The sequence below is a fragment of the Caballeronia sp. LZ001 genome, from assembly GCF_031450875.1.
GTDB lineage: Bacteria > Pseudomonadota > Gammaproteobacteria > Burkholderiales > Burkholderiaceae > Caballeronia.
In genome coordinates this window covers 219,038-236,469 of the sequence record NZ_JARTVX010000001.1, presented here as the reverse complement: position 1 = coordinate 236,469, position 17,432 = coordinate 219,038, and the positions used below count along the sequence as shown (strand labels likewise).

At 64.5% G+C, this 17,432-nt stretch carries 9 protein-coding genes; 5 read left to right on the top strand and 4 right to left on the bottom strand.

Annotation, left to right across the window (positions count from 1 at the left end; all coding sequences use genetic code 11):
- The 4 genes from P9292_RS01075 (at position 1) to P9292_RS01060 (ending at position 13,320) form a co-directional block, all read left to right on the top strand.
- Complete coding sequence (locus P9292_RS01075) at positions 1-7,944, top strand: non-ribosomal peptide synthetase (protein WP_309936340.1); 7,944 nt, start codon at positions 1-3, stop codon at positions 7,942-7,944.
- A 58-nt stretch (positions 7,945-8,002) separates the two neighbouring features.
- On the top strand, positions 8,003-9,649 hold the full coding sequence (locus P9292_RS01070) for a cyclic peptide export ABC transporter (RefSeq protein WP_309851958.1): 1,647 nt from the start codon (positions 8,003-8,005) through the stop codon (positions 9,647-9,649).
- Between the two features lie 84 nt (positions 9,650-9,733).
- Entirely contained in the window at positions 9,734-12,235 is a 2,502-nt protein-coding gene (locus P9292_RS01065; RefSeq protein ID WP_309851955.1) for a penicillin acylase family protein, read from the top strand.
- Positions 12,236-12,282: 47 nt separating this feature from the next.
- On the top strand, positions 12,283-13,320 hold the full coding sequence (locus P9292_RS01060; RefSeq protein ID WP_309851952.1) for an acyltransferase: 1,038 nt from the start codon (positions 12,283-12,285) through the stop codon (positions 13,318-13,320).
- 137 nt (positions 13,321-13,457) lie between these two features.
- Here the strand turns inward: P9292_RS01060 and P9292_RS01055 are convergent, their stop codons facing one another.
- From P9292_RS01055 to P9292_RS01040, 4 genes are all read right to left on the bottom strand, one after another.
- On the bottom strand, positions 13,458-14,153 hold the full coding sequence (locus P9292_RS01055) for a 4'-phosphopantetheinyl transferase superfamily protein (RefSeq protein WP_309851948.1): 696 nt from the start codon (positions 14,151-14,153) through the stop codon (positions 13,458-13,460).
- Positions 14,150-14,446 carry a hypothetical protein gene (locus tag P9292_RS01050; protein WP_309851945.1) on the bottom strand — a complete coding sequence of 99 codons (297 nt, stop codon included), beginning with the start codon at positions 14,444-14,446 and terminating at the stop codon, positions 14,150-14,152. Before P9292_RS01050 ends, P9292_RS01055 begins: the two co-directional genes overlap by 4 nt.
- A 225-nt stretch (positions 14,447-14,671) precedes the next feature.
- On the bottom strand, positions 14,672-14,941 hold the full coding sequence (locus P9292_RS01045) for a DUF1488 family protein (protein ID WP_309851941.1): 270 nt from the start codon (positions 14,939-14,941) through the stop codon (positions 14,672-14,674).
- 42 nt (positions 14,942-14,983) lie between these two features.
- Positions 14,984-16,210, bottom strand: a complete 1,227-nt coding sequence (locus tag P9292_RS01040) for a tyrosine-type recombinase/integrase (RefSeq protein WP_309851938.1) — start codon at positions 16,208-16,210, stop codon at positions 14,984-14,986.
- A 134-nt stretch (positions 16,211-16,344) separates the two neighbouring features.
- On the opposite strand from P9292_RS01040, the gene P9292_RS01035 reads away from it, so the two are divergent.
- Positions 16,345-17,355, top strand: coding sequence for a DNA-binding protein (locus P9292_RS01035; RefSeq protein ID WP_309957810.1), 1,011 nt, complete (start codon positions 16,345-16,347; stop codon positions 17,353-17,355).
- Positions 17,356-17,432 lie beyond the last annotated feature (77 nt).

Sequence of the window (17,432 nt, the reverse complement as noted above, 5' to 3'; positions counted from 1 at the left end):
ATGGCAATGGACAAGGACGCGGCGCGGCGCATCGCCGAACGCTTCAGCGAGTTGACGCCCGACAAGCGCAGGCTTTTCTGGCAAAAGATGAACGAGCAGGGCGTCAGTCCCGCACAGTTTCCGATTCTCGCGCGCACGCGCAGTGGCGCGCCGCACGTCGTGGCATCGTATGCACAGCAGCGTCAATGGTTCATGTGGCAGTTGTCGCCTGCGAGCAGCGCGTATCACGTCGCGGGCGGATTGTGGCTGAATGGCGCGGTGAATGCGTCAGCCTTGCGTGCGAGCGTCGAAGCGATCGTCGCGCGTCACGAAGTGCTGCGCACACGCTTCATCGCCGATGAAGCGGGGCAGGTCGAACAATGGATCGACGCGCACGCCGCGCTCGACTGGCAAGAGGCCACGCTGGCGGCAAGTGAGATCGACGACGCCGCGCGTGCGCTGGCGAATCGTCCGTTCGATCTCGCGCAAGGTCCGCTGCTGCGCGCGGCGCTCTATCACGGTCAAGAAGGGCGCAGCCTGTTCGTGCTGGCGATGCATCACATCGTCTCGGACGGCTGGTCGGTGCGCGTGCTGCTCGAAGAGTTGGTGGCGCATTACCGCGCCGCCGTGCTGAACGAGCCGCTGACGCTGCCCGCGCTCGATGTGCAATACGCGGACTACGCCGCGTGGCAACGCGAATGGCTGGATGCGGGCGAACGGGACAAGCAACTCGTGTACTGGCGCGAGGCGCTGGGCGACGCGCAAGCCGTGCTCGCGCTACCCACCGATGCACCGCGTCAGGCGCAGGCCGCGTATCGCGCGGCGCGTCATCGTGTGCGCTTGCCGGACACGCTCGCGCAAGCGCTGAAGGCGCGCGCGCAAGCGACATCGACGACGCCGTTCATGGTGTTGCTCACGGCGTTCGAGGCGCTGTTGCATCGCTACACGGGACAAGACGATATTCGCGTCGGCGTGCCGGTGGCGAATCGTCACCGGATGGAGACGGAGCCGTTGATCGGCTTCTTCGTGAATACGCAGGTGCTGCGCGCGCGCATCGATAGCGGCACGACGCTCGATGCGTTGCTCGAACAGACGCGTCAGGCCACGCTCGGCGCGCAGGCGCATCAGGATGTGCCGTTCGATGCACTGGTCGACGCGCTGCGTCCCGAGCGCAGCCTCAGTCATACGCCGCTGTTTCAGGTCATGTTCAATCATCAACGCAGCGACTGGCGCATCACGGAATCGTTGCCCGGCTTGACGGCCGAACGCTATGACTTGCCCGACGAGTCGGCGTTGTTCGAACTGACGCTGAACATCGACGAACACGCGGACGGCGCGATGGACGCCGAATTGATCTACGCGGCCGAATTGTTCGACGCGGCGAGCATCGCGCGAATCGGCGGTCACTATCTGAACATGTTGCGCGCGCTGACCGAGGAGCCGTCGCAACGCATCGACGATGTTGCATTGCTCGACGCGGCGCAGCGGCGGCAATTGCACGAATGGAGCGGCGCGCTCGAAGGTTCGGCCGACGCGCATGACTTCGTTCATCGGCGCTTCGCAGCGCGTGCGCGCGCCACGCCCGATGCGCCCGCGCTGATCGGCGACGCCGCGCGCATGACCTATCGTGAACTGAACGAGCAGGCGAACCGGATCGCGGCGCTTCTCGTGCGCGAGGGCATCGGGCCGGAAGGTCGCGTCGGTCTCGCGATGTCGCGTTCCGCCGGCCTGGTCGCTGCGTTGCTCGGCATCCTCAAGGCGGGCGGCGCGTATGTGCCGCTCGATCCGGCGTATCCGGCCGACCGTCTTGCTCATATGACGACCGACAGCGGCATTGGCTTGCTGCTGGTGGATGCTTCGTCCGAAGCGCGCGCGCGCCAGGCATGCGCCATGCCCATGCTGAACCTCGATACCTGCGCGCTGCCCGACGCGCATGGCGCCGATCCCGATCCTGCGCTGCACGCGCACAACCTCGCTTACGTGGTCTACACATCGGGATCGACCGGGCGGCCCAAGGGCGTTGCTGTCGCGCATGGCGCGCTGGCAGCGCATTGCGAGGCGATCGGCGCGCGCTACGGCATCGACGAAACGGATCGGTGCCTGCATTTCGCGTCGATCAGCTTCGATGCCGCCGCCGAGCAATTGCTGATGCCGCTCACGCGCGGGGCCGCGATCCTTCTGCGCGACGACGACGTGTGGTCCGCCGAGCGGCTCGTCGATGAAATCGGCGCCCACGGCATCACCGCGCTCGATCTTCCGCCCACTTATATCGATGCCTTCGCGCGTCAGACGGCGGCCGGAGCGGTGCGCGTGCGGACGTGCATCGTCGGCGGCGAGGCGTGGTCGCGCGCGGGCTTCGACGCGGTACGCGCGCAACTCGCGCCGCAGCGCATCTTCAACGCTTACGGACCGTCGGAGGCCGTCATCACGCCTACCGTCTGGCAAGCCGACGAAGCCGCGTTCGATGGCCCCTATGCGCCCATCGGCCGCTGCATCGGACCGCGCACGGCGTGGGTGCTCGATGCCCGCAAGCGCCCGGTGCCGCCCGGCGTGCCCGGCGAACTGCATCTGGGTGGCGCGGGACTGGCGCGCGGCTATCTCGGCCAGCCCGGACTGAGCGCGTCCCGTTTCGTGCCGGACCCGTTTTCCGGCACGCCAGGTGCGCGCCTCTACTGCACCGGCGATCTCGTGCGCTGGCGCGCCGATGGCCAGCTCGCGTTTCTGGGCCGCCTCGACGAACAGGTGAAAGTGCGCGGCTTTCGCATCGAGCCGGGCGAAATCGAAGCTCGGCTGCGCGAACAGACGGGCGTCGCGGACGCGGTCGTCGTTGCGCTCGACGGCCCGAACGGCGCGCGTCTGGCGGGTTACGTGACGGCGTCGGCGGGACATCGTATCGATAGGGCGACGTTACGGGCGCAACTCGCCGCGACGCTGCCCGACTACATGGTGCCGGGCATGCTGATCGTGCTGGACGCGATGCCGTTGACGCCGAACGGCAAGATCGATCGCCGCGCGCTGCCCGCGCCGGAAGAACCCGCGTCGTCATCGTTCGAAGCGCCGCAGGGGGAAGTCGAAACGGCGCTGGCCGCGATCTGGGCGCAGTTGTTGAAGCGCGAGCGTATCGGCCGCCACGAGAATTTCTTCGAGCTGGGCGGCGACTCGATCATGGGCTTGCAGATCGTCGCGCTGGCGCGTCGCGCGGGTGTCGGTCTGAGCGCGCGGCAGATTTTCGAGCAGCAGACCGTCGCGCAACTCGCAGCCGTCGCCGTCTCCGTCTCGCTCGATGAAACATCGCCTGCCACGGTCACGCCGATCGCCGGTATCGATGTGCACGCACCCGTGCCCTTGCTGCCGATCCAGGCGTGGTTTTTCTCCGAACCGTTTCCCGTGCGCAACCACTGGAATCAGGCGGTATTGCTGAACGTCGGACACACGCTCGATACCGGTGCGCTGCAAGACGCGCTGCATGCAACGATTGCGCATCACGATGCGTTGCGCCTGCGCTTCGATTTCACCGATAGCTGGCGTCAACGTTACGCGGCGGCAGAGACGGCGTCGCCGCTGCAAGTCGTGTCGCAAGTTCCTGCGGCCGATATCGAAGCCCGATGCGACGCCCTTCAAGCTAGCCTCGATATCGAACGCGGACCGCTGATCCGGGCGCTCGCGCTCGGCATCGACGATGGCACCTGGCGCGTTTTCATCGCGATCCATCATCTGGCCGTGGATACCGTGTCGTGGCGCATTCTGCTCGACGACTTGCAACACGCCTATGCGCGACGCCGCGCGGGCGAACCTGTGTCGTTGCCGGAGCCGACGACGTCCTATCAAGCCTTCGGCCGACAGTTGCAGGAAGCGGCGCGCGGAGCAGAAGTCGAACGCGCGATGACGCACTGGCAGCCTCTCGCCGATGTCCCCGCCGCGCTGCCCGAGGGTTCGTCGGGTTCGCCGCATGCCGCAGGCGAAGCCGTCCGTGCCGTCGTGCAGTTCGATCGCGCCGCCACGCGACGTTTGCAACAGGACGCCTGCGTCGCGTATCGCACACAACTCGTCGATCTACTGCTGCTCGCCACGGGCCGCGCGTTGTGCGCCTTCGCCGGGCGCGATGCGTTGCGCATCGATCTCGAAGCTCATGGCCGCGAAACACCGTTCGGCGCGGCGGATCTGAGCCGCACGGTCGGCTGGTTCACGAGCATCTATCCGTTCGAACTCGCGCCGACCGGCGAACCCGGCGCGGCGCTCAAGCGCGTGAAGGAAGCGCGCCGCGCGGTGCCGCACGACGGCATCAGTTTCGGCATGGCGAAGTATCTCGGCACGCCGTCGCAACGCGCGTCGCTCGCGGGCATTGGCCACGCGGACGTGCTGTTCAACTATCTCGGCCAGTTCGACGCTACCGCTCATGTCGGAGACGGCGACGGCTGGCGGCTCGCGACGGAATCGGGCGGCCGCGCGACGGGCGCGCTGAATCGCGCGACGCACGCACTGGAGATCGCCGCGCAGATTCACGATGGCGCGCTGTCGGTCGCATTGCTGCATGCGAATGGCGACCGCTACGGCCACGCCGTGCTCGACGCGCTCGCCGACAGCGTGCGCCGCGAACTGCTCGCCGCGCTGGATCATTGCGAAAGCGGCGCGTCGGGGCTGACGCCGTCGGACGTGCCGCTGGCCGGCGTTGGTCAGGCGCGGCTAGATCGCTTGCCGATGCGCGCGGCCGATGTCGCGGATCTCTATCCGCTCGCGCCGATGCAGACGGGCATCGTGTTTCATAGTCTGCTCGGGCAGCAGCCCGGCGCGTATGTGAACCAGATGCGCGTGGATATCGACGGTCTGGATTGTGCGCGATTCGAAGCGGCATGGACGGCCGCGGCGATCCGTCACGACGTGCTTCGCACCGGCTTTCTATCGTTCGACGACGGTCCGCGTCAGTGGGTCGCGCGCAGCGTCCCGACGCCGTTCGTTGTCGAGGACTGGCATGCCGGACCGCATGCCGGCGCGGAACTCGACGCGCGTCTCGATCGGCACGCCGCCGCGTTGGTCGCGCAAGGCTTCGATCTCACGCGTGCGCCGCTGTGGCGCGTCGATGTGCTGCGTACCGGTGCGGCGCGTCATCACTTCGTCTGGACCTTTCATCACGCGCTGCTCGATGGCTGGAGCGCCGCGCGTTTGCTGGCCGAGGTGCTGGCCTCATATGAAGGGCGTTCCGCCGATCACGCGCCGGGGCGCTATCGCGATTTCATCGCGTGGCTCGGCACGCGGTCGCAAGCCGCGAGCGAAAGCTGGTGGCGCGAGCACTTGTCGATGCTCGATGGCCCGACTTTGCTAGCCCACGCCGTGCAGCCGCCACGAACGGCCGATGCGTCCCGCGCCGCCGCGAACGGGTCGTGGTCGCTGACATGGGATGCCGAACGCGCGGCCGCGTTCAGCCGCTTCGCCAGGTCCCGGCGCGTGACGCCGAATACGCTCGTGCAGGCCGCGTGGCTCGTGTTGTTGCAACGCTATACCGGCCAGCGCGCCGTCGCCTTCGGCGCGACGGTCGCGGGCCGTCCGGAATCGCTGCCGGGCGCGGATCGTACGCTGGGCCTGTTCATCAACACGATCCCGGTGATCGGCCTGCCGGACCCGTCGATCACCGTATCCGCGTGGCTCGAACGCGTGCAGGGACAGGGCGTCGCCGCTCGCGAGCATGAACACGTCGCGCTTTACGATATTCAGCGCTGGGCAGGAATGGAAGGCGGGCAGGCATTGTTCGACAGCATCATCGTGTTCGAAAACTATCCGGTCGACGACATCCTGAAAGCGAGCGGCGTGGGCGAATTGCGGTTCTCGAACTTGCGCAACGAAGATCGCACGAGTTATCCGCTGACGCTATCGGTCACGCAGGGGCGCAGGCAGGGCGAGAGCGGCGCGGATAGCCTGCGCATCGACTTCGATTATGCGGGCGACACCTTCGACGCCGCCCAGATCGAGCGCATGGCCGCGCAACTGTCCACCTTGCTCGATGCGTTCGTCGCCGCACCGGATGTGCCGCTCGGCGCGCTCGGCATGTTGCCGGCAGACGAACGCGCGCAATTAGTCCGGCTTGGCCACGCGCCGGAAGTGCCCGCGGTGGAGCCCGTTCATGTGCGTATCGCGCGGCAGGCGTCGCTTCGGCCCGACGCAAGCGCGCTCGTGCTCGACGGCGTGGCGCTCGATTACCGCACGCTTGATCGCCGCGCGAGTCAGGTGGCTTACGCCTTGCGCGCGGCCGGCATCGGTCCCGAAGCACGCGTCGGCGTGGCGATCGAGCGCTCCATCGCGATGATCGTCGCGATTCTCGGCGTGCTGAAGGCGGGCGCGGCGTATGTGCCGCTCGATCCGTCGTATCCGGCGGAACGGCTGGCGTTCATGATCGAGGACAGCGGCATAGCGGTGGCATTGACCGCGCCGAGTGCCGACACCTCCAGCGTGCCGGTCGAGTCCCTCGCGCGGCTCGGCGTCACGACGCTCGATGTGAACCTGCTGCCGCCGCCTGATACTCAGCCCGAGCCGGATTGCGCGTGGTCGCCCACGCGGCTTGCGTATGTGATCTACACATCGGGGTCGACGGGACGGCCGAAAGGCGTCGGCATCACGCACGATGCGCTGGCGCGTCATACGGAGGTGTCGATTGATCTGTTCGGCGTGACGTCGCGGGATCGCGTACTGCAATTCTCGACCTTCAATTTCGATGGCTTCGTAGAACAGGTCTTTCCGACGCTCGCCGTCGGCGCGACGCTGATTCTGCGCGGACCCGAGTTGTGGAGCAGCGAGCGTTTCCTCGCGGAAGTGGCCGGCGAACGCATCACCGTCGCCGATCTGACGACGGCTTACTGGAACGCGCTCGCGCAGGATTTCGCAGCACGCGATCCGCACGCCGTGCGCAATGCCTGCCTAACGCTTCGACGCGTGCACGCGGGCGGCGAAGCGATGCCCGCCGATGGCGTGCGCGCGTGGCGCACGGCAGGCCTCGCGCACATAGCGCTGGCGAACACATACGGCCCCAGCGAGGCAGTGGTCACGACGACATCGTTCGATTGCGCGCCTTACCTTCAGCACGACGTGGACGTGCCCGCGCAGATTCCGCTCGGCGGTCCGCTCGATGGCCGCGCGCTGCGTGTGCTGGATGCGCAATGCAACGCCGCGCCGTTAGGCGTGGCAGGGGAGTTGTGCATCGGCGGGACGCTGCTCGCGCGTGGCTACCTCGGCCGCCCGGGGCTGACCGCGTCGCGCTTCATCGCCGATCCGCTTGCGGATACGCCCGGCGCGCGGCTCTATCGGACGGGTGATATCGTGCGCTGGAATCCCGATGGCACGCTGGCCTATCTCGGCCGGACCGATCATCAGGTGAAGGTGCGAGGGTTTCGCATCGAATTGGGCGAGATCGAGGCGTCGCTCGCACGGCAACCCTGCGTGCGCGAAGCGGCGGTCATCACGCGCGACGGCGTGGGCGGACTGCGCGTGCTCGCGTATGCCGTGCCGGCCGAAGGCGCGACGCTCGACGGCCACGCGCTGCGCAAAGCCCTCGCGGCGAGTTTGCCGGACTACATGGTGCCGGCGGCCGTGGTCGTGCTCGAGGCGATGCCGCTGAACCCGAATGGCAAGATCGACCGCCGGGCGTTGCCGGCGCCGGTTGTATCGGCATCCGCCGATCCTGCGGAATGCCCCGAGGGCGAGATGGAAACGACATTGGCCGGCATCTGGTCGAGCGTTCTCGAGGTCGCGCCGGTTCGTCGCCGCGACCGCTTCTTCGAACTGGGCGGCCATTCGCTCGCGGCGATGCAGGTGCAATCGGCGATCCGCGCGCAACTCGGTATCGACGCGCCGCTTGCCGACCTGATGCGCAACCAGCCGTTGCAGGAGCTGGCGCTCGCACTGTCGTCGCTGCAGCGTCCCGTTGCCGACGATGCCGCGATGGCGAACGCAATGCGCGATATCCTTGCTCAATTATGACGATGCACGCACACGACTCCGCTACGCCGACACAGACAACACGCTACAAAGGATTCACATGTCTCTGCTATTGAATTTGATCCGGCAATCTCGCTGGATGTTGCTGGTGGCGCTGATCATCAGTATCGTGGGCGGCTTCGCCAACGCGGGCCTCGTCGCGATCATCAACCAGGCGCTGGGCACGACCCCCGAGCGACTGCCGGCGCTCGGCTGGCAATTCCTGCTGCTGGCCGTCGCGGTGTTGATCACGCGCACGCTGTCGCAGACAGCGTTCGTGAAGCTCGGCCAGAACACCAAGGCGGCGCTGCGCATGCGCACCATTCACAGCGTGACCGATGCGTCGTACCAGAATCTCGATCGGCAGGGTCCAGCGAGCGCGCTAACGGTGCTGACTTCGGATCTGGACACCATTGTCGTGTTCTTTCTGAGCTTGCCGTCGCTCGCGATGAACGGCGCGGTCGTGCTCGGCTGTCTGGCCTATCTCGGCTATCTTTCCTGGCAGGTTCTGGTGTTCGCTGTCATAACGGTGGTCGCGGGCGCGCTCGGTTTTCATCTGGCGAACACGCGGGCGATGTTTCATCTGCGCACCTCGCGCGACCGCGAGGACGATCTGGTAAAGGATTTCCGCGCACTCTTCGACGGCGCGAAGGAACTGAAGCTGCACCGTCGCCGCAAGAACGCTTTCGTCAACGATTCCATCGCGGCCAATGTGGAAGCGGTGCGCGTGCAGCGTACGCGCGGCTACGTGCTGTACACGGCTGCCGCAAGCTGGGGCAGCATGATTCTACTGGCCTTCATCGGCTGCGTGCTGTTCGTGCTGACGCGCTTCCACACGGTCGATGTGCACGTGCTGTCGGGCTACGCGGTCGTGTTCCTGTACATGATCATGCCGATCGAAGGCCTGCTGTCGTCGATTCCATCGCTCAGTTCCGCCAAGGTGGCGCTCGAGCGTATCGACCGGGTCAATCGCGATCTGCCGAAGGAGAACGTGGAACCGGCGGAGTCCGCCACGTCGTTCGAAAACATCGCGCTCAAGGACGTCACGCACAGCTACTTTCGCGAGAAGGAAAACGAAGTTTTCACGCTCGGGCCGGTCAATCTCGCGTTCAGGCCGGGCGAACTCGTGTATCTGATCGGCGGCAACGGCAGCGGCAAGACCACGCTCGCCAAGATGATCGTCGGGCTGTATATCCCTGAAGGCGGACACGTGGAACTGAACGGCAGACAAGTGAACGAAGCGGACCGCGACCGCTATCGCCACCACTTTTCCGTGGTCTTCAACGACTTCTTCCTTTTCGACGAACTGCACGGCTTTGCCATCGACGGCCTCGACAAGCAGGCGCAAGAGCTGCTCGAACTGCTGCATCTGGAGCACAAAGTCACGATCCGCGACGGCAAGTTCTCGACGACGGATCTGTCGCAGGGGCAGCGCAAGCGGCTCGCGCTGCTGGTGGCGTATCTGGAGGATCGTCCGTTCTACGTGTTCGACGAATGGGCGGCCGATCAGGATCCGACCTTCAAGGACGTGTTTTATCGCCGGCTGTTGCCCGATCTGAAGGCGCGCGGCAAGACCGTGCTCGTCATCACGCACGACGACCGTTACTTCGCGCTGGCGGATCGCTACATCAAACTCGACTACGGCCAGATCGTCGCCACGGGCGACGGACGCGAACTCGAACAGCATTCGCTCAACGCGGCGGCTTGAGCCGCTTGAGCCGCTTGAACCGCTTGAGGCGAAGCGCGCGATGGCAGCCCGTAGGACTCGACGAAACACAACGCAAAGGTGGACATGTTCGGTTTGATTGCTTCGAAATGCGGCCGCAAGCTCGCGGCCGCATGCTTTTTGTCCGCGGTGGTGCTGACGCTCGGCGCGTGTCATACGCCCGTCACCGCATCGGCCGAAACCCATTCGGCCGATACTCCGTATCAGGTGACGATCAAACGCACGCAGGACGGCGTACCGCACATCGACGCGGCAGATTGGGGCAGCCTGGGCTTCGCGGTCGGATACGCGCAGGCGCAAGACGCGCTATGCACGCTGTCCGACGGCTTCGTCACCTGGCGCGGCGAACGCTCGGCGGTATTCGGGCCAAAAGGCCGTCCATCGACGCCATCGACTTTCGGCCAGCCGGATAATCTCGACGCCGATTTCTTCTTCCGATCCGTTATCGACGATGCGGCGGTGGCACGTTTCCGCAGCGCGCAGCCGTCGCGCGAACGCGCGCTGATCACGGGTTACGCGGACGGTTACAACCGCTATGTCGACGATCTGCACGCGGGACGCTTTCCCGGCGCGCATGCCGCCTGTTCGGGCGATCGCTGGGTCGCGCATATCAGCGCCGACGACCTGTACCGCCGCTTGATCGCAGCCAACCTTGCGGGCGGCACGATGCCGTTCCATCGCGGCATCGCGCATGCGCAACTCCCGGGAAGCGCCGCGAGCGCGGCATCGACGAGCGGGCAAACCGCGCCTCGGACGATTGCCGACCGCTTGTCGGTGGGAGGCCGGGCGGGCATCGGCAGCAACGGACTCGCATTCGGCGCGGCCGCGACGCAGGATGGCCAGAGCGTTTTATTCGGCAATCCACATTGGTTCTGGCAAGGCCCGGACCGGCTGTATCAGATGCAGTTGCGTATCGGCGGCCAAGTCGATGTCGCGGGGGCATCGTTTCTGGGCGTGCCGATGGTGATGATCGGCTTCAACCAGAACGTCGCGTGGACACATACGGTGTCGAGCGCGCGGCGCTTCGGCATTTTCCAGTTGACGCTCGCGCCCGGTGCGCCGACGCATTATCGCTACGACGGCCAGGACGAAGCGATGCACGCCGTGCTCGTCACGGTCCAGGTGCGCGACATGACCACCGGCACGCTCGCGCCCGTCACGCGCACGATGTATCGCACGCGCTTCGGGCCGGTCGTCGATCTGTCCTCGCTCTCGCCCGCGCTGGCCTGGAACGACAAGCAAGCGTTCGCGCTGTTCGACGTGAACGCGGACAACCCCGAGACGTTCTCCAACTTCCTGCAATGGGATCAAGCGCGTTCGCTGGACGATTTCATCGCGATCCAGAAGCGCGAAGCGGCCATGCCCTGGGTGAATACGTTCGCGATCGGACGCAACGATCCCGACGTGTGGTTTGCCGATATCGGCGCGATGCCCGGCGTCACCGACAAGCTCGCCGCCGATTGCACCACGCCCGCCGGCCGCGTCGCCGATGCGCGCATGCCCGGCGTGCCGTTCCTCGACGGCTCGCGCGCGGCGTGCGCGTGGACCACGCACACGCTCGCCGGCGCGACGCGGGCAGGGCGCTTGCCGGCCGACTCCATGCCGAGCCTGAAGCGCGCGGACTACGTCGGCAATTTCAATGGCAGCTACTGGCTGACGAATCCGCATGCGCCGCTGACGGGCTATCCGCAAGTCGTCGGGCAGACGGGGATCGAGCAATCGCTGCGCACGCGGCTGGGGCATGCCATCGCCGCGCAACTGATCGCTGAGCCGGGCGGCGTGCGGCGCGACGCGCTGGAGCGCGCGGTGCTCGCGAGCACGTCGATGTCCGCGCAGTTGTATCTGCAGCCTGTCACCGACGCCGTGTGCCAAGCGGACACGGTGCGCGTCACGCTCGATTCGGCCACGCCCGCCAGGACGCAAGACGTGAAGATCGGACCCGCGTGCGCCGTCCTGCGATCGTGGGACGGCACGGCGAACGTCAACGCGCGCGGCGCGAACCTGTGGGACGAATTCTGGAACCGCGCGAGCGCAATGCCCGAATTGCAGCGCTACACCACGCCGTTCGATGCGAGCCATCCGCTGACCACGCCCGCAGGCATCGATACGGCCGACCCCGCTGTCGTACGGGCGCTCGGCAATGCGCTTGGCGGCGCGGTGCTCGCGCTGCAGGCGAACGGCTTCGCAGCCGATTTGATGCGTGGCGCGATGCTCGGCATCGGCAAAGGCGAGACGCGCGTGCCGCTTTACGGCGGCTGCGACCGCGAGGGCTACTTCACGGTCGCATGCGCGATGCAGCCGCTGGATCGCGACGGCTACGCGCTCGACCAGGACGCGCATGGCAACAGCTACATGCAAGTGGTGAGCTTCGACGCCGATGGTCCTCAAGCCGACACGATGCTCACGACCGGCGTATCCGACGATCCCGCATCGCCGTATTACCGGCAGACGACGCGCGCCTATGCGAGCAAGACATGGACGCGCTTTCCGTTTACTTCGCGTGCGCTGGACGCGTCGCCGCGAACGGTCACGTCCGTGCTGTCGGGGCCGCGCAGCGCCATTTACTGATTGCGCATTTTTCGTGCGTTGCGATCGCCGCGCCCGTTCGGAACCGTATGAACGCTGATCACGACAACTGCGATGCGGTCCGCCTCGTCGCAGCGCTCGCTGTGTTCGTTTCACACCAGTTGTTCCTGATGAACGGGCAGCTCATCCCCGTCACGCGTTACCTCGATCTCGGATGGGGCGGCGTCATGGTGTTCTTCGCGCTCAGCGGCTATCTCGTAGCGGGAAGCTGGGAGCGCGATCCGCATGTCGTCCGCTTTCTGATGCGCCGTTGCCTGCGCATCTGGCCGGGACTGACCGTCGTCACGTTGATGCTGACTTTCGTCGTCGACCCGCTCATGACGTCGTGGCGAGTCGCCGATTATCTGCGGGACCTGCAAACGTGGCGCTTTCTCGGGCATCTCGTGCTCATGCCGACCGAAGTGCTGCCGGGCGTATTCGATGCCAACCCGATGCAGAAAGTCGACGGGCCGCTCTGGACTTTACCGCTGGAATGCGGCTGGTATGTGCTATTGACCGTCGCGGGCGCGACGGTCATGCGGATGTCGCGGCACGCGGTCGCGGTCATTTGGGCCGCGTGCGCGTTCTGGCTTTTCATCATCGAACGCGAGGAAGCGCCCAACGTGCCGCGGATGTTCTTCTTCGAGTTCGGATTGATGTTCATCGGCGGGACGCTGCTGTGGGTGTACCGCGCGTTATATGCGGCCCGCAGGCTGCAGTTCGGCATTCTTCTCGGCACGCTTGCTGTTTGCGCGTACGAGGCAGGGCACGCATACCTCGCGTTCGCTGTGCTCCTTCTGTGGATGGTCATCGCAATCGCCACGATGTCGACCGTGGGTCTGCGCCATGCGGGACGCTACGGCGATCTGTCGTATGGCGTGTATATATGCGGTTTTCCGCTGCAGCAGATTGTTCTTTCCTTCCAGGGCGAAACGGCATCACCGGTAATCGGAGGTCTGATCTCGTTACCGCTCACGCTGGCCCTGGCATGGCTCTCATGGCACGGGATCGAAAGTCGCATGCTGAGGTTCAAGCCGACTAGACCGCATCCTGCGGTGCCTGAAGCAGGCGCTTGCCGTAGCAAATAGTACTGACCTGGACCACTGGCTGGTTGCAGCCGCTGCACGACACTACGCTTGCTTCAGCGTGATCACAGCCATGCCGGGACACAATCGCCCCCTGTGGCGATAAAGTCGACGGCGTTGTGCTCGAGCGCGACCGTCCATCACTTTATCGACCACGCGAGTGCCGCGACGTAGTGCTCCGGCGCCCCCAACTCAATAGCAGCGTAGTCCTGCAGCGGAGCTGAGACAGAATATGCCCCTCCGTGAATCGGCAATACCGAGAAAGTCTCCATAGCAAGATCGGGTGCTGCGATGCCAGTCCCGTGCGCTTTCAAAATGGCTTCTTTGCCGACCCACGTGGTCGCGAATGCTTCTATGCGCTTGTCCTCGGGGAGGGCGCTGACGACTGTATAGTCCGCCGACTCCAGCACACTGGGCGCCAGCTCTCGCCAATCAAGCGACATGTTTTTCTGCTCTAAATCAATTCCCACGCGCCGTTTCGTCGAGAGAGCGATTGCACCGTATGACCCAGAGTGCGAAACGTTGAAGTCGATGCCGACGGTAGTGCGAAGCGTCGGCCGTCCGAATTCGTTATTTTCGATGATCAGACTTTCAGGGTCTTGGTTCGTCAGTTTAGACAACACAATCCTCAACGCGGCGCGCACTGTGACGAAACGCATCGCATCAACGTGTCGAAGATAGCTTTTAGCGCGAAAGCGTTCAGCGGGGCTGAGAACATCTGCTTGAGCCTCTGCGAACGACGCCGAAAGATCGATCGAAACGGCCCAGACCTGAAGGTCGTCCGGAACATCAGGCGGAAGCGGCAGGGAGTCGATTTGCGCAGGAAGAAAGATCATAGATGACGATGCTTTAAACAGAGCTTAGATCGAAACGTCTGAAGCGTGGCGACACCACCGGATGTTATTACGCGGCGGTCGTGAACGGCGGCCCTGAATGACTTCTTGCTTTGCACGAAGCGCATCTCCCGACTACCGGCCGCACAGTATTTTGGTGATTCGTCGAAAACAACAGAAGCCCAAGATGCAATCTTGCCCGGCAGATAAGCCGGATCGCCATAACCGGAAGGCGGCGCGGCAGCGCAATTTGAAACAGTTAGCGCAAAAGCGAACATGCGACAGAGCTGGGACATGAGCTTTCTCCAATGCGCTCATCGCCCCGCAATCGCTGGTTCCGTCGCCGTCAAGGTAATCCAATCGGTGGTGATGAAATGCTCTCTCCATAAGCCGACCCCGGCTACAATCGAGCAAGGCACAGATGCAACTAATAGTCTGCGCACCGCTCTGCTTTAGAAAGCTTCGCCAGAGAAAACCGCCAGCCAATAGCGCGTCAGCAACGCGTCACATGCAGACGTGCCTTAGTTCTTTGCGAAATTTGAGGTTGATAGCTCAAGGTGCTTCGAGTCACGCGCTCGCAACTTGCGCTCAGCCACGGCGTGAATGCGGCGGAAACCGTTGTTGAATACCCTAATTGTTCGAGCATCATCCGCATCCGGAGCGAGCCAGAAGTACGTTTCGAGTGCGGCGCGAGAGACCACGCATTTCACCGGTTCGCCTTGCCAGATCATGATGAATGTGACGCTGCGCTTATCGGCGGAGATTTGTGGGTCTGGTGAATGTGCTTTCATAAAAATTGCCGCGCGGACATCAGGAAACCGATGAAGCAAGTCCTACCAGTCTATAAGGTGCTTTTCATCCGTCTCCTGATGGCGTCGGTCGTCATCAAGGTGCAGGTACATGCTCGTCGTGGTGAGCGACGCGTGCCCGAAATTATCACGCACGAGTCGAAGATCGACCTTTCGATCGACCATGTGAGATCCTGCCGAGTGCCGCAGCCAGTGAGCGGAGGCTTTTTCGAGCAGGTCTGCGCGGGCGCCAGCCAAAGCGTCGCGTTCACGTAATCGTGCTGCCGCACGGGCAAACACTTCTTTGACGATCGCGTGTAGCGCGGCACGGGTCAACGCAGGACGCGTTTGGACGCCACCATTTTCGAACGTTGCGCCGATCGGCAATACCAGAGGCGTATCGTCGCTTTGGGATGGTAGCGCGCTCAGGCCGAGGTGCTGCCGGTAGCGCGACAATTCAGTCATCATTTCGCGTGTGGCCGGTACCAATCGTTCTTTGTCGCCTTTGCCCCGTACCGCGAGCCACCAACGAACTGCGCCATCCGAATCGCGTCGCATAAAGAACTGGCCCATTGTGTTGTTGCCGACTTCGGCAATGCGTAGCCCGCCCAAATAGAGGAGGGTAAAAAGCCATCGCACCCGGTAGGCGTGCGCGGTATCGCGCGCGGTCTCTCGCGACATCGCTGCAATGCTGTCCTTCACCTCTTGCCAGATGCCGGGTTCCAGATAGCGTGTAATGCGTGGCGCATTCTGACGAGCCCGCTGGCGCGACAGCGAGAGCGGGTTGCCGGCGAGGTAACCCGCTTGCACGAGCCACGAAAACATCGCATTGAGGATCACGATCGCCTGCCGCTGACTTGCGGGTGACAGCGGACCGTAGAACGGGCGCCAGCGCGCATCGGTGCGGGGGTGCTTGCGACCGCCACCAGCGACCCAGGTGCTGGCGGGTTGAGGATCGAGCAAAAAGCGCTGATAGCGCAGGCAGTCTTCGTGAGTGAGCGAGGAAATGGGTTTGCTGAGCGTGGCAAGCGACCAGAGTAACAATCGCTCGGCCTCCTTGCGGTAATTCTCGAAGGTCGTTTTCTTATCCGCAAAGCGCGACAGCCACGCGCGGATCGCATCCAGGTCGTTGGTGGCTGCAATCTGGGCACGTCCTGACAACGCTCGATTAGCACCCGCGCCACCGTCGAGTTCCGACGGGACAACGAGCATTTCTAGCGGCATAGGCTGCATTGCTCGCGCCGAGGAAAAGGGCAGGTCGGACTTTAACATCGAATGATTTCCGAATCAGCGATTCTGGCATTAAATCAACATTATAGAACTAATGTCAAATCACGGGCGTTGTAGAGTTAGATATATTGCGTATTACGTTGTAATATGAGCGAATCGCTTAGGCCTTTTTATCTATGTCCGACGTCCTTTCCGATGAAACCCGCCTGGCGGCAGACATCGAACGCCTCAAAGTCGAATTTCCCAAGACACGCGAGCTCTATCGCGAGGTCTGCGCGTTGCTGTTCTTTCGCTTCGGCGTCGCCCCGACCGCGAATCGCCTCTACAACCTGGTCCGGCGCGGCACCATGAGTACACCGGCGTCGGTCTTGAGCGAGTTCTGGGCGGAGTTGCGCGAGAAGAGCCGGGTGCGCATCGAACATCCGGACTTGCCCAAGGACCTGAGCGAAGCGGCGGGCGCGCTGATCGGGACGCTGTGGACGCGCGCGGCGACGTCTGCCCAGGCCGAACTGACGTCGCTGCGCGACGAAGTCGAAGCGCAGCGCGCCGAGGCTGAGCGAGAGGTTCTCACGGCCCGGGAGGAGCTGGGCCGCACGGAAACGGCGCTCGAGCAACGCACCGCGGCACTGCTCGCGGCGCAGGTCGAGATACGGGAATTAGAGCGGCAACAGGCGGAAGAGGCCGCCACGCGTAAAGCGCTGCAGGCGCAGATCCAGCGTCTTGCTGAGGAAGCGGTGACGCGCGAGCGGGAACTCGAAAATGTGCGCGACACCTTCTCGCGCGACCTAGAGAAGCTACGGGAAACCGCCAGCCGTGCCGAGGAGCGCCTACGGGCATCCGAGAAGCGCGCGCTCCTGGAGATCGATCGGGAACGCAGCGCCACAGCGAAGGCGCAGAAAGAACTGGCCGAGGCCGCCAAGCGGGCGGAAAAGCGAGAGGCCGAGCATCGTCGCACCGTCGACGCGCTACAGGCGCAGCAGGGCGACACGCGCCACCAGAACGGGGTGCTGCAAGGCAAGCTCGCCGCGCTCGAAGCGGCCCATCACGCGCTTCAGGACCAGCCGAAGTCGCTGCGCACCGCGGCGCGGCCGTCGACGCGCGGGCCCGCTCGCGAAGACCGTTCGGGGCGAGTCGCCCGAAAGGCGGGAGCAGCAGGCAAAAGGGCGAGCGCGAAAGGTCGTCCGTAAATCATGATCGGATCGCGCCCGCGGGTAGGCGCAATCCAAGGCCGATGGCGCGCCATGCGCGTGGTCGGCCAAAGGAG

Bases quoted from the DNA above. Each gene is read 5' to 3' on its own strand.
- P9292_RS01065 (WP_309851955.1), top strand. From the start codon at position 9,734: ATGTTCGGTTTGATTGCTTCGAAATGCGGCCGCAAGCTCGCGGCCGCA.
- P9292_RS01040 (WP_309851938.1), bottom strand. From the start codon at position 16,210: ATGTTAAAGTCCGACCTGCCCTTTTCCTCGGCGCGAGCAATGCAGCCT.
- P9292_RS01070 (WP_309851958.1), top strand. From the start codon at position 8,003: ATGTCTCTGCTATTGAATTTGATCCGGCAATCTCGCTGGATGTTGCTG.
- P9292_RS01055 (WP_309851948.1), bottom strand. From the start codon at position 14,153: ATGATCTTTCTTCCTGCGCAAATCGACTCCCTGCCGCTTCCGCCTGAT.
- P9292_RS01060 (WP_309851952.1), top strand. From the start codon at position 12,283: ATGAACGCTGATCACGACAACTGCGATGCGGTCCGCCTCGTCGCAGCG.
- P9292_RS01075 (WP_309936340.1), top strand. From the start codon at position 1: ATGGCAATGGACAAGGACGCGGCGCGGCGCATCGCCGAACGCTTCAGC.
- P9292_RS01050 (WP_309851945.1), bottom strand. From the start codon at position 14,446: ATGTCCCAGCTCTGTCGCATGTTCGCTTTTGCGCTAACTGTTTCAAAT.
- P9292_RS01045 (WP_309851941.1), bottom strand. From the start codon at position 14,941: ATGAAAGCACATTCACCAGACCCACAAATCTCCGCCGATAAGCGCAGC.
- P9292_RS01035 (WP_309957810.1), top strand. From the start codon at position 16,345: ATGTCCGACGTCCTTTCCGATGAAACCCGCCTGGCGGCAGACATCGAA.